The sequence below is a fragment of the Butyrivibrio sp. AE2032 genome (assembly GCF_000702965.1).
In genome coordinates this window covers 1,464,442-1,477,334 of record NZ_JNLF01000003.1, presented here as the reverse complement: position 1 = coordinate 1,477,334, position 12,893 = coordinate 1,464,442, and the positions used below count along the sequence as shown (strand labels likewise).

The 12,893-nt window shown below is 44.3% G+C and carries 10 protein-coding genes; 1 reads left to right on the top strand and 9 read right to left on the bottom strand.

From position 1 onward, the window contains the following. Position 1: 1 nt before the first annotated feature. The 9 genes from hrcA to BO18_RS08510 all read right to left on the bottom strand — a co-directional run bounded on the left by hrcA (position 2) and on the right by BO18_RS08510 (position 10,989). A complete protein-coding gene (gene hrcA, locus BO18_RS08550; protein ID WP_034445380.1) occupies positions 2 to 1,039 on the bottom strand; it encodes a heat-inducible transcriptional repressor HrcA in 1,038 nt (345 codons plus the stop codon). A 272-nt stretch (positions 1,040 to 1,311) separates the two neighbouring features. Next, entirely contained in the window at positions 1,312 to 1,854 is a 543-nt protein-coding gene (locus BO18_RS08545) for a DUF6465 family protein (protein WP_034445378.1), read from the bottom strand. Positions 1,855 to 1,981: 127 nt separating this feature from the next. Beyond that, a complete protein-coding gene (locus BO18_RS08540; RefSeq protein ID WP_034445376.1) occupies positions 1,982 to 2,632 on the bottom strand; it encodes a phosphatase PAP2 family protein in 651 nt (216 codons plus the stop codon). A gap of 1 nt (position 2,633) precedes the next feature. Then, positions 2,634 to 3,821 (bottom strand): pyridoxal phosphate-dependent aminotransferase, encoded by a 1,188-nt coding sequence (locus tag BO18_RS08535; RefSeq protein ID WP_034445373.1) that lies wholly within the window; start codon positions 3,819 to 3,821, stop codon positions 2,634 to 2,636. Positions 3,822 to 3,908: 87 nt separating this feature from the next. Continuing rightward, positions 3,909 to 7,466: a transcription-repair coupling factor gene (gene mfd / locus BO18_RS08530; RefSeq protein WP_034445371.1), complete on the bottom strand. Its 3,558-nt coding sequence runs from the start codon at positions 7,464 to 7,466 to the stop codon at positions 3,909 to 3,911. Then, positions 7,467 to 8,093 carry an aminoacyl-tRNA hydrolase gene (gene pth / locus BO18_RS08525; RefSeq protein ID WP_242856535.1) on the bottom strand — a complete coding sequence of 209 codons (627 nt, stop codon included), beginning with the start codon at positions 8,091 to 8,093 and terminating at the stop codon, positions 7,467 to 7,469. It abuts the gene before it with no gap. A 99-nt stretch (positions 8,094 to 8,192) separates the two neighbouring features. Continuing rightward, a complete protein-coding gene (spoVG, locus tag BO18_RS08520; protein ID WP_034445369.1) occupies positions 8,193 to 8,489 on the bottom strand; it encodes a septation regulator SpoVG in 297 nt (98 codons plus the stop codon). A 110-nt stretch (positions 8,490 to 8,599) separates the two neighbouring features. After that, positions 8,600 to 9,718 (bottom strand): glucose-1-phosphate adenylyltransferase subunit GlgD, encoded by a 1,119-nt coding sequence (glgD, locus tag BO18_RS08515; RefSeq protein WP_034445368.1) that lies wholly within the window; start codon positions 9,716 to 9,718, stop codon positions 8,600 to 8,602. Between the two features lie 2 nt (positions 9,719 to 9,720). Next, positions 9,721 to 10,989, bottom strand: a complete 1,269-nt coding sequence (locus tag BO18_RS08510) for a glucose-1-phosphate adenylyltransferase (protein WP_034445366.1) — start codon at positions 10,987 to 10,989, stop codon at positions 9,721 to 9,723. 214 nt (positions 10,990 to 11,203) lie between these two features. Between BO18_RS08510 and murC the strand changes: the two genes are divergently transcribed. After that, the gene (gene murC, locus BO18_RS08505) at positions 11,204 to 12,598 is read left to right on the top strand and encodes a UDP-N-acetylmuramate--L-alanine ligase (RefSeq protein WP_034445365.1); all 1,395 of its coding nucleotides are present in this window, start codon (positions 11,204 to 11,206) and stop codon (positions 12,596 to 12,598) included. Positions 12,599 to 12,893: the final 295 nt, after the last annotated feature.

Here is a 12,893-nt window from a genome sequence, read left to right as displayed (position 1 = left end):
CCTAGTCGTTTTTATATAAAGCATCAAGTGCATGTCTCATGTTCTTTAATGTGGAGATTACCTTGTCGTAATCCATTCTCTTGGGACCGATGATTCCAACGGTTCCCTTCATTCCATCTCCCAGTTCATAGGTTGCAGTAACAACGCTGCAGTCCTTCATAGCCTGAACAGGAGTCTCATTTCCAATGTAAACCTGGATCCCTGTCTCCTCACCGTTTGAATCCGATGAAAGTGTGTCCTCAACGATACTGGACAAGTCCTTTGTATCCTCAAAGGTACTAATAAGCTCACTTGCCTTGGTGGAATCCGTAAGCTCCGGATACTTGAAGATGTTCATAGTTCCACTGGTGTAGATCTGAAGATCCTCATCCGCGGTAATGGACTCGGCAGCTGCATCGATCACGTTTCCTATGATCTCACTGTGAATTCCTGCTTCCTGCTTTACAGCAGCAATAAGTCCAAGATTTATATCCTCAACTGCAAGACCGTCAAGTCTTGTGTTCATCAGTATGTTGAGCTTAAGCATTGTAGCGTCATCAAGTACTTCTTCCATCGGAATGATCTTGTTCTTGATAACGTTTCCTTCTATAACGATGGTTGCCAGAAGGTGTCCATCATCCACCTTTGAGATCTGGATGAATTTCAGCTTGTTCTTTCTTATCTGAGGAGCGGAGATCATGGTGGCATAGTTGGTATCTATTGCCAAGGTCTTAGCTACCTGCTTAAGAAGGTTCTCAAGCTTCTCCTCCTTATCAAGGAGCATTTCCTTCATGTTCTCAACTTCCTTCTCTTTGTCCCTGAGCATCTCATCTACATAGACACGATACCCCTGATCGGAAGGAATTCGACCGGCTGATGTATGGGGCTGTAAAATAAGTCCCATCTCCTCCAGGTCAGCCATTTCATTTCTAATGGTGGCTGAGCTCAAGTTAAGATCCGTATACTTGGAGATGGTACGGCTTCCTACAGGTTCCCCCGTCTCCAGATAGTTCTTAACTATTGCATGAAGTATGATTCTCTTTCTCTCATCAAGTTCCAAAATGTACCTCTTCCTCTGTTTAACCGGTTTATTGCATCGGAAATGGTGTTATTATCGGGTGTTAGCACTCACCTCATTTGAGTGCTAACATCTTCCTGTATCATAAAATATCACTCGCAAGACCCAATGTCAACAGTCGCAATTATAAAAAAAAAAGAAAGCAGATAAAATCTGCCTTCTTCTCTATACGTTTTCACAAGGAAGTTCCACTCTCGCGCATGCGCTCGCCGGAACACGTTCGCACTGGCATCGTGAAAAACCTCTGCAAGTGCTTACAGCCCGATTCTGCCCTGTACCTTATCGTTAACAACATAGTATGCTGCATTCTCTTCAGGCTTTACATAAATGCTGAGCTTCTTGATCTCGTCAGCATTTCCGCCCATATCTGCAACAAAGTTGTTCTTTGAGTTCTGAACGATTGTATCATATGTTACGTTAAGATCACCATACTGAAGAACGATGTTTGTCTTAACTGTCTCAGCCTTAGTTGCTGCTGCCTTCTTTGCAGGAGCCTTCTTAGCTGTTGTAGCCTTCTTAGCTGTAGTAGTCTTCTTAGCTGCTGCCTTCTTTACAGGAGCTTCCTTAGCTGTCTCCTTCTTAGGCTCAGCCTTCTTTGCAGGAGCTGCCTTCTTTGCAGGTGCCTTCTTAGCTGCTGCTTTCTTTACAGGAGCTGCCTTCTTAACTTCAGCCTTCTTCTCCTCAGCCTTAACTACAGGAGCAGCCTTAGCTTCAGGTGCCTTTACTTCTGGAGCTGCTGGTGTCTTAATTGTAGCAACAGGCTTAACAGCTGCCTCAGTCTTCTTGATCTCTGCCATTTTTCGTTTTCCTCCTCAAAAATCATTAATGATTTATCCATCTCGTTAAATCAATAAAGTGATTACGAAATAGAGTTTACACTCAATAATACGCATTGTCAACGCATTCCCGGGAAATTATTTTCAATTAATCCAAGCACCATGCGGCATAAAAGGACACCAGTGTCATGGAAAACAGTATTCCTGCCAGTATGTCGGTAACCCAATGCACTCCGGAAAAGAGCCTTGCTGCAATTCCCACAACTATGATAACTGAAAATACTATGGTTACAGTCTTTGTGATCTTTTCATCCTTAAAAAGTCTCTTTACTGCCAATATTCCACTTCCAAGAACTGTTCCAATTATCAGTGTATGGGTTGATGGGAATGATGTCTCAAGCTCAGTCTCTCCGGGCTTCATCACTGGCCTATAGTTAATCGGCACCTTGCTAAAGACAACGTACAAAACTGCTACCACCACATAAAGAACCCCGAGGCCTATGATAACCTTATCCACCTTGGAAAGGCTCTTTTCCTTGATCAGCATCTTAAGTCCCATAGCTGCAAAAAAAGCCACCACCAGGAAAGCAAAGATCATTGCCACATCGGATATCTTACCCATAGCTGCGTTATAGCCGAATCTTCCTGCGAAGGTGCTGTTAAGATTTGCAAATCCAACAGAAGTACCTTCAAGTCCCACCGGCTGTCTGTCAACGAAAAAAGTCAGCAGTGAGAAAATAACTGTTACTCCAAGAAGCATAAATGCTCTTGTTAACTTGTTTCCATTCTTTGTTTCCATTTTACCTATATACCTCGCTTACAAATTTTCTAAGCTGCACCATTGCACGCTCCACCTTTTCAGTGTCTATGCAATATGCCATTCTGAAAAACCCGGGAGCACCAAAGCCATCTGTTGGAACAAATATAAGATCATAGTCCTTAGCTTTTTTGCAGAATTCGATGGAGCTCTCTTCAAGTGCCTTTGGCATGATATAGAAGGTTCCGCCAGGCTTAACCACAGTAAATCCAAGATCTACCAATGTATCGTAGATTATGTTCATATTGGTCTCATAAACTGACAGATCAGCAGTAAGTCCACAAACCTTTGCTACAGCCTGCTGGATGATTGACGGTGGACAGTTGTGTCCTGTGCCTCGTGAGATCTGTCCGCACATTGGAACGATCACATCCGCACCTTCGCAGGCAGGATTTACAGCCACATATCCGATTCTCTCTCCCGGAAGTGAAAGTGACTTGGAGAAGGAATAGCAGCTAAGTGTGTGATCATAGAATTTTGAAACGTAAGGAGCATCTGCTCCTTTGAATACGATCTCCCTGTAGGGCTCATCCGAAAGAAGGAAGATAGTATGTCCGTATTCTTTTGACTTCTCTTTTAATATAGAAGACAGCCTCTCCAAAGTTGCGGTAGAATAAGCAACTCCTGAAGGATTGTTTGGTGTGTTCACAAGCACTGCTGCGACTTTTTCATTTATCAGCTCCAGGAACTTATCAAAGTTTATCTGGAAGGTTTCGGTATCTGCAGGAACTACTGTAAGCTTAACGCCTGCCCCCGTGATATATGGACCATACTCAGGAAAGTAAGGTGCAAAAGCAATGAGCTCATCCCCTGGAGTAGTCACTGCACGAACAGCATGAGAAATAGCGCCTGCTGCCCCTGTTGTAGGGAAGATGTGCTCCGGTCCATAATTCATTCCAAAGCGCTCATTGAGGGATTTTGCAATCGCCTCTTTATACAAAGGGTTTCCAAGACTGGGAGTATAGCCGTGGAGAGTCATGGTATCCTCTGTCTGCAAAAGACGTATCATCTCCTCGGTAAACTCTTTCGGAACCTCCACGCTTGGGTTTCCAAGACTGAAATCAAAAACATTCTCATAGCCGATCTCTTTCCCCCTGGCAGTGGCGTACTCAGACAGCTCCCTTATAACTGACTTGGCCCCCAACATACTCTTATATTGTTCGTTGATCATGTCCATCCTCCTGACACCATTACTGCAAATCATTAAAGCATCAATCCATAGTAACTACAATACCACAGGTTGATGCTTTTTGCATTCCTAATCCCGAAGTTCATTCATCTTCTCGATTATGTCTTCGGTATCCTTCAAAAGAGCCTTTCCCGCCTTGGCAGGATTGGAATCCTTCTTATATTTGTAGACAAATACAGGTGTTGCCACCTGATGGAACGCCATGTTTCCCTTGTAGGAGGCGATAAAGCCGGGGATCTTTCCCGGATTGATCCTGGCGTTTGGACTTATCTTGATCTCGATCTCTCCGCCACCTCCATTTATCTCCAGTATGTACATACCATGAGCCTTTGTGCGCAAAAGAGATATCCTGAGAAGATTCTCTACCGGCTCGGGAATCTCTCCGAACCTGTCCAAAAGCTCATCCTTCATATCCTCACATTCACCCTGATTCTCAAGGCTTGCTATCCTCTTGTAGATCTCAAGCTTCTGTTCCTCATTAAGAATGTACTCAGCCGGAATAAAGGCATCCACATCAAGATCAATGCTGGTGTTGATGTCATCCCTTATGTCTATTGGCTCCTCGCCTTTCTTTATCTTAACCGCCTCTCCAAGCATCTTGCAGTACATATCATAGCCTACTGCCTGCATGTGTCCGCTCTGTTTCTTTCCAAGAAGGCTTCCGGCTCCTCTTATCTCCAGATCCCTCATGGCGATCTTAAAGCCGCTTCCAAGGTCGGTAAATTCCTTGATGGCTGCAAGTCTCTTTTCAGCCACCTCCTTGAGCATCTTATCCCTCTTGTACATAAGGAAGGCATAGGCAGTCTTGTTGGATCTTCCGACACGGCCCCTGAGCTGATAAAGCTGTGAAAGCCCCATCTTATCTGAGTCGTGGATTATCATGGTGTTGACATTCGGAATATCAAGTCCAGTCTCGATAATGGTTGTTGATACCAGAACATCTATTGTGCCGTCGATAAAGTCGTACATGATACGCTCCAGCTCTGCTTCTTTCATCTGTCCATGGGCAAAAGCCACGTTCGCCTCAGGCACAAGCTTCTGGATCTGAGCCGCAGTATCAGCTATGGTATTTACTCTGTTGTAAACGTAATAGACCTGTCCGTTTCTTGAGAGCTCCCTGACAATGGCCTCACGGACCAGCTCATCATTATATTCCATGACATAGGTCTGAATAGGAAGCCTGTCGTTAGGAGCTTCTTCCAGTACACTCATATCCCTGATGCCAACCAGCGACATATGCAGGGTCCTGGGAATAGGAGTAGCTGTAAGGGTCAGAACATCCACGTTCTCCTTCATTACCTTTATCTTTTCTTTGTGGGTTACGCCAAAGCGCTGCTCCTCATCAACTATGAGAAGTCCAAGATCCTTATAGGCTACGTCCTTGGAAAGGAGCCTGTGAGTTCCTATAACTATATCAACCAGGCCTTTCTTCAGGTCTGTAACAGTCTTTTTCTGTTCCGCAGCGGTCCTGAACCTGGACATCAGATCCACCCTGACAGGGAAGTTCCTCATACGCTCTGAGAAGGTGTTGTAATGCTGCTGCGCAAGGATAGTGGTGGGAACAAGAACAGCAACCTGCTTTCCGTCCTGAACCGCCTTGAAGGCTGCACGGATAGCTATCTCCGTCTTTCCAAATCCCACGTCTCCGCAGATAAGCCTGTCCATGATACCTGAGGACTCCATATCCTTCTTGGTATCCTCAATGGCAGTAAGCTGATCTTCTGTCTCCTGGTAGGGGAAGGCATCCTCAAACTCCTGCTGCCACACTGTGTCTGAGCTAAACTCATACCCATGAGCCTGCTGCCTCTTTGAGTACAGCTCTACCAGATCCTGGGCAACCTCTTCAACTGCAGCCTTTACCTTGCTCTTGGTGTGGCTCCAGTCTCCGCTTCCAAGTTTATTTAGCTTTGGCTTGTGGGCATTTTCTCCATCTCCTCCAGAGGCATATTTCTGGATGACTGAAAGACCTGTAGCAAGAACGTACAGATTTCCGCCTCCGCCGTACTCAACCTTAATGTAGTCCTTTACCACATGGTCAGTTTCTATCTTCTCAATACCACGGTAGATTCCAAGACCATGGTCCTCATGAACCACGTAGTCTCCTATTTTAAGATCCGCGAAATCTGAGATCTTCTCACCCTGGTATTTGCTCTTTTTCTTTTTCTTCTTTCTGGCATGCTCAGTGAAAATATCACTCTCGGCAATGACAGCAAACTTGATGTCAGGATACTCAAAGCCCTTTAGTATCCTTCCGTAATAAGTCATGATCTCGCCAGGCTTTAGAACTCTTCCCGGATCCTCACTGTAAAAGGCTGTGACCAGATTGTCCCTAAGGTCCTCAACAATCCTCTTTGCCCTGGTTCTGGAGCCAGACAGTATAAGGACTCTGTAGCCTCTTTTCGCATAGTTCTTAAGGTCACTTACAAGTGCATCAAAGCTGTTGTTATAAGCTGCGATACTTCTGGCCTTTATCTCAAAGCTCTTTTCCGGCTGGAACAGGTTCTGGGATTTGGGCATGGCAAGGACCGACACAAGGACTCTTCTGCCGTTTCCCATTCTTGCTATACAGTTGTCTATGGAGTAAAGAAGCTCCATCTGGCCGGGAAGAACATAACCCTTCTCGGCTCTGTGGCTCATGCTCTCCCTAAACTCCATCTCCACAGCCATGGCATGTTCGATTACTCTTTGTGGCTCATCAATGAAAATGCAGCTCTTCCCCTTGGGGAACATCTCCTGTATTGTTACGGTCTCATCATAAAAATATCGGATGTAGCTCTCCAGGTTCACGGCGGACTTAAGCTCAAAGAGCTGTTCCTTAAGTTCCTCCGTCTGCACCTTCAGCTGATGAGCTTCCTTGGTCTTAAACTGATCCCTAAGGGCCTTTACGATCCTCTCGGTGTCAGCCTCGATCTTCTCCATGCCTCGCTCTAGCTGGTCTTCCTCAAGGATGATCTCAGAGGCGGGATAAATGTCGATGGACTCAAGTTTTTCCAGTGACCTCTGAGAAAGGATGTCAAAGCTTCTGATGGACTGGATCTCGTCTCCCCAAAGCTCAATTCTGAAAGGGTTCTCCTCTGTGAGATCAAATACATCCACAATGTCTCCCCTGATTGAAAACTCTCCCGGAGCTTCAACCTGATAATTTCTGGTATACCCCATGGTCACCAGCTTTTTCCCAATCTCAATCTCATCAATTGGCCTGTGTTTATCCAGAGAAAGGATATGCTCCTTTATTACTTCAGGCTTTATTTGAGGGGCCATAAGTGCAGAGAAGGTGGTAACAACAGTAACCGGTCTTCCCTCAAGAAGCCTCCTCATACAGCGGATACGCTGTCTTACAATCTCATTGCTGTGGACATCCGCCTGATAAAAGATAAGGTCCTTGGCAGGATAAACAGTGACATTCCTGTCATAGAACTTATAGTCTTCATAGATTTCTTTTGCCCGAAGATCCGAATAAGTGACAATTATCCTGTATTTAAAGTCAGCCCCAAGACTGTCTATGAAGTGGAGCTTTTGCGAATCCACGCAGCCGGTCACTTCTGCACAGGCAAAGGGCTTATCCAGGTATTTGTTGATCTCATTAAATTCTTCAAGCTCACTTAAAGGTGTTGTGATCGCTCTCATTTATTTCTTTCCATTAAACTTGTTCATGGCGCTGTCTGGTCCGTTCTCTATAATATCCAGCACAGCTTCAGTGGCATCTTCAATTCCTTCTTTTATGGCCGTGGCATCCTCGCCTTCAAAATGGCCCAGGACCCAATCTACCATATCCCATTCCTTTGGCTTTTTACCAACGCCAACTCTGACTCTGGAAAACTCATCGTGTCCCAATTGGGCTATTATGTTCTTGAGTCCATTGTGGCCTCCGGCGCTTCCCTTGGGCCTTACTCTGATCCTTCCAGCGTCCAGTTCAACATCATCTGAGATCACTATAAGATCTGATTTTGTGTCCACCTTAAAATAGTTACAGATCGGCGCCACAGCTTCTCCGCTAAGATTCATATAGGTCAGAGGCTTTACGAGGATCACTCTCTCGCTGCCAATCCTGCCCTTGCCATAAACTGCCTTAAACTTAGTCTCTGTAAGTCCTATATTGTACTTATCAGACAGTGCATCAATGGTGGCAAAGCCCACATTGTGACGTGTGCCAAAGTATTTTTTCTCAGGGTTTCCAAGCCCGACTATTACAAACATCCTGCCTTCTTCCTCATTTCTTTTCCCGGTTAAAAGAGCTTTCAAAAACCCCAACATGCAATACCACTCCCCATATCTTCACAGTTAAACAGGGGGCCTAGTAATTCTAAGTCCCCTGTAGTTTTTATTAGATTATTAACTTTGCTTTGTTGCTTGTCAAGCCTCTGCTGGCGCCTGCGCTGCCTCGTCACCCTCTTCCAGAGATGCCTTGTCATAGGCCTCCAGGATCTGGGTCTGAAGAAGTCCGCGCATATCGGAGTTGATAGGATGTGCAATATCCCTGTATTCTCCATCTGCTGACTTCTTGCTTGGCATTGCGATGAACAAGCCTCTGTCGCCTTCGATAACCTTGATGTCATGAACAACAAACTCATTGTCAAAGGTAACCGAAACTACTGCGCGCATCTTTCCCTGCTTAGCAACTTTTCTTACTCGAATATCTGTAATCTTCATGATGTAACCCCCTCTTGAATTATTACAGTAACTGATGCTACCCGGATTTCTCCGCTACGCTCTTGAAATCCTGCAAGCATGCATTTTTGTAACTTTGAATCCCCGTATCATCAAATGACATATCTTTCGTTGTTCTCAACTACCACTTTGATGCCGTTTTCTTCCTTATAGAAGGAGTTGGCCTGTATAGTTCCGTGGCTCTCTACTATACAGTTCTCAATATGTGAATTATCTCCGATGTAAACATCATTCAGGATAATAGAGTTCTTGATGTAGCAGTTGTTTCCGATGAATGCTCCTTTGAAAATAACTGAGTCTTCAACGCTTCCGTTAACGATACATCCACTTGAGATCAGGCTGTTCTTAACGCTTACCCCCACGTTGTACTTAGCCGGCGGAAGATCTACAACCTTGGTGTATATACCGGGATATTCACGGAAGAAATACTGACGGATCTCAGGCTTTAAGAAATCCATGTTAGTTCTGTAATAGTCCTCCACAGAGGCTATGTTGCTCCAGTATTCCTTGATCTTATATCCGTAGATCCTCTTCATATCCTTATATCTTACAAGGATATCTCTAACGAAGTCGTATCTCTCTTCCTCTTCCGCTCTCTCGATCAGTTCAATGAGCTGTCTTCTTCGGATGACATATATTCCACAGGAGATGGTGTTGGATCTTGATACTACCGGCTTCTCCTCAAACTCCTCGATCCTGCTCTCTTCGTTCATTCGGATGGTTCCGAACCTTTCAGTATCGATAGTTGCCGGCATATCCTTGCATACAACTGTGATATCTGCCTGCTTCTGGATATGATATTCGAGGAGCTTACCATAATCCATCTTGTATACGCAGTCGCCGGAAGTGATGATAACGTATGGCTCGTGGCAGCTGCGAAGGAATTCAAGATTCTGTGCAATGGCATCGGCTGTTCCTCTGTACCACAGATTTCCTGATGCCTTTACTGCAGGGGTGAAAACATAAAGTCCGCCCTGCTTACGTCCGAAGTCCCACCACTTGGATGAACTTAAGTGAGTATTAAGACTTCCTGCATTATACTGTGTGAATACGGCAACTGTCTGAATGTGAGAGTTGGTCATGTTGCTCAGGGCAAAGTCGATACTTCTGTAAAAACCTGCCACAGGCATTGCGCAAACCGCTCTTCTCTTAGAGAGTTCCTGCATCCTGCTGCTACTGCCGCCTGCTAAAATAATACCAATCGCCCTCATGCTCAATCACCTGCCTTATCTAGTGTTCTTCCGCTGTCAAGGACTCCATCCGGATAATCTTCAGCGGTAGTATGACCTGAAATCATTGTATTCTTACCAATCTTCACATTGTTAGGAATAACTGACCTCTCACCGATAGTGCACAGGCCCTCGCAGTAAATGCCGGGCTTGGTCTCATTTTCTTTTTCTTCAAAAGCACCAAGTGTAACACCGGAACCGATCTTTACCTTCTCGGCAATGATGGCTTTCTCAATGTTGCAGTTTTCGCCGATCTCTGTCTGATTCATGATGATGGAATGACTTACAACTGTGTCCTTTCCGATCTTAACACCGGGTCCGATTACTGAGTTATAGACCTTTCCGTCAATCTCACAGCCCTCGCCGACAATACTCCTTTCAATGGCGCTGTCAGCACCAAGGAACTGTGGCGGTTGTACTTCACTTGCTGTGTATATCTTCCAGTACTCCTCATAGAGGTTGAACTCAGGAACGATATCGATAAGCTCCATGTTGGCTTCCCAGTATGATGTAAGTGTTCCTACATCCTTCCAGTAGCCGTCAAATTCATAAGCGTAAAGAGACTGGCCCTGATCCTTGCAGTAAGGAATGATATGTTTACCAAAATCAAGACCTGCCTGATCCTTGTTCTTGATAAGAGCATCCTTAAGGGACTTCCATGAGAAGATATAGATTCCCATTGAAGCCAGATTGCTGCGAGGATGTTCGGGTTTCTCCTCGAAATCTACTATTCGTTTATTCTCATCGGTGATCATTATGCCGAATCTGCTGGCCTCTTCCATTGGAACAGGCATTACGGCGATAGTGACATCAGCGTTACTTGATTTGTGGAAATCAAGCATCGTCTCATAGTCCATTTTATAGATATGGTCTCCGGAAAGAATAAGTACGTAGTCAGGATTGTAGTTCTCCATGTACTCCATATTCTGATAGATCGCATTGGCAGTACCTGTGTACCACTCACTGTTTGCGCTCTTTTCATATGGCGGAAGAACTGTTACTCCTCCGAAATTTCTGTCCAGATCCCACGGAATACCAATTCCGATATGTGAATTGAGTCTCAGCGGACGATACTGTGTAAGAACGCCCACAGTGTCCACTCCCGAATTAATGCAGTTACTTAAAGGAAAATCGATAATTCTATACTTTCCCCCGAAAGAAACTGCGGGCTTAGCCATCTTGGATGTGAGGACACCAAGTCTGCTGCCCTGTCCCCCTGCTAAAAGCATGGCGATCATTTCTTTTTTTATCATGTTCCACCTCGTTGCAATAGTAGTAATAGATTCACCAAATATGCCTTTTTTCTTACATTTAAGTATATCACAAGGTATCACTGAAAAAAACACGAAAAAAGCTAAATATGATATATAATTCACTTAAACGTTTTAGAATTTTCTGATTTTTGACTTATGATTTATAAGTGTTAGAATAAAATAGTTTCAAGTAAAAAAATAAGAGGCATTTAATATGTATAAAATCGATTTTAAAAACCCAATACATGTGTATTTTATAGGTATTGGCGGCATTTCTATGAGCGGTCTTGCACAGATCCTTATTGAAGAGGGCTTTAAGATCTCCGGATCAGACAATAAGGAATCCGCAATAACAAAGGCTCTTGAGGGAAAGGGTATTACCATCCACTATGGTCAGAAGGCAGAGAACATCACATCTGCAGACAAGATTGACGTAGTTGTTTATACTGCAGCTGTACACCCCGACAATCCTGAATTCATGGCAGCTAAAGAGGCCGGCCTTCCAATGCTCACAAGAGCAGAGCTCCTTGGCCAGATCATGAAGGAGTACGAAATTCCTGTTGCCATAAGCGGAACTCACGGTAAGACAACAACAACTTCAATGCTGTCAAAGATTCTTTTAGAGGCAGATACAGATCCTACACTTTCTATAGGTGGCGTGTTCAAGGATATCGGAGGCAATATCAGAGTCGGCAAGTCCGAGTATTTTGTCACCGAGGCCTGTGAGTACACCAACAGCTTCCTTAGCTTTTTCCCTAAGATCAGTGTTATCTCCAATATTGATGCGGACCATCTGGACTTCTTTAAAGACCTTGATGATATCAGACATTCCTTCAGAAAGTTTGCTCAGCTTCTTCCTGCAGACGGCGCTCTTGTAATAAGCGGAGACATTGAAAATCTGTCCGAGATCACCGAGGGGCTTCCTTGCAAGATCATTACCTATGGTTCAAAGAGTGATTTCGATTATTATCCGACAGATATTACCTATGATGGAAACGGTAACCCTTCATTTACAGCTCACCTTCCTCTGGGAAAAGAGCTAAAGGTTACTCTTGCAGTTCCCGGCATACACAACGTTTACAATGCTCTTGCAGCCATTGCAGTTGCAAACCTTCTTAATATAGAAGAAGCTCATATCGTTTCTGCCCTTTCCCAGTTTGGTGGAACCAGCAGACGTTTTGAGCACAAGGGTGAGATCGGAGGAGTCACCATCATTGATGACTATGCTCATCATCCCACTGAGATAAAGGCAACTCTCACAGCTGCCCAGAATTACCCACATAACAAGATCTGGTGTGTATTCCAGCCACACACTTACACCAGAACGAAAGCTCTTTTAAACGAGTTTGCCCAGGCCCTTTCACTGGCAGATCACGTTGTCCTTGCTGACATCTACGCTGCAAGAGAGAAGGACACCCTTGGTATCAGCTCAAGAACACTTAGGGATAAGATCGTGGAACTGGGACATGAATGTAATTATTTTCCTACCACAGAAAACTTTAGTGAAATTGAAAAATTCCTTTTGCAAAATTGCACTAAAGGAGATTTGTTGATAACCATGGGAGCCGGAGATGTAGTTAAAATCGGGGATGAGCTCCTGGGTAAGTAAAACTTATCCACATTTCCACTCCATTTTTTAAATTATGTAAACCAAGTTTGGTGGATAAAGGTCTGACTACGAAATCGTTGTAGTCAGACTTATTTTATAAAATAATTATAAATAATCCACGTTATCCACATTGTCCACAAAATATATTCAATTTGGAAACCCTTGATATTTACTGCATTTCTTCGTCACTTTTCCCATATCTTTTCAAAAATCCCCATGCTATAATCTGAATTGTTCCGAAACGAAAGGCAATTTGATTTCGGAGTAGGATATCTAGTAAAGTAGGTGAAAGTGT

Excerpts from the sequence above, each read along its gene's own strand:
- BO18_RS08545 (WP_034445378.1), bottom strand. The coding sequence starts at position 1,854 with ATGGCAGAGATCAAGAAGACTGAGGCAGCTGTTAAGCCTGTTGCTACA.
- mfd (WP_034445371.1), bottom strand. The coding sequence starts at position 7,466 with ATGAGAGCGATCACAACACCTTTAAGTGAGCTTGAAGAATTTAATGAG.
- murC (WP_034445365.1), top strand. The coding sequence starts at position 11,204 with ATGTATAAAATCGATTTTAAAAACCCAATACATGTGTATTTTATAGGT.
- BO18_RS08510 (WP_034445366.1), bottom strand. The coding sequence starts at position 10,989 with ATGATAAAAAAAGAAATGATCGCCATGCTTTTAGCAGGGGGACAGGGC.
- pth (WP_242856535.1), bottom strand. The coding sequence starts at position 8,093 with ATGTTGGGGTTTTTGAAAGCTCTTTTAACCGGGAAAAGAAATGAGGAA.
- glgD (WP_034445368.1), bottom strand. The coding sequence starts at position 9,718 with ATGAGGGCGATTGGTATTATTTTAGCAGGCGGCAGTAGCAGCAGGATG.
- BO18_RS08540 (WP_034445376.1), bottom strand. The coding sequence starts at position 2,632 with ATGGAAACAAAGAATGGAAACAAGTTAACAAGAGCATTTATGCTTCTT.
- BO18_RS08535 (WP_034445373.1), bottom strand. The coding sequence starts at position 3,821 with ATGATCAACGAACAATATAAGAGTATGTTGGGGGCCAAGTCAGTTATA.
- spoVG (WP_034445369.1), bottom strand. The coding sequence starts at position 8,489 with ATGAAGATTACAGATATTCGAGTAAGAAAAGTTGCTAAGCAGGGAAAG.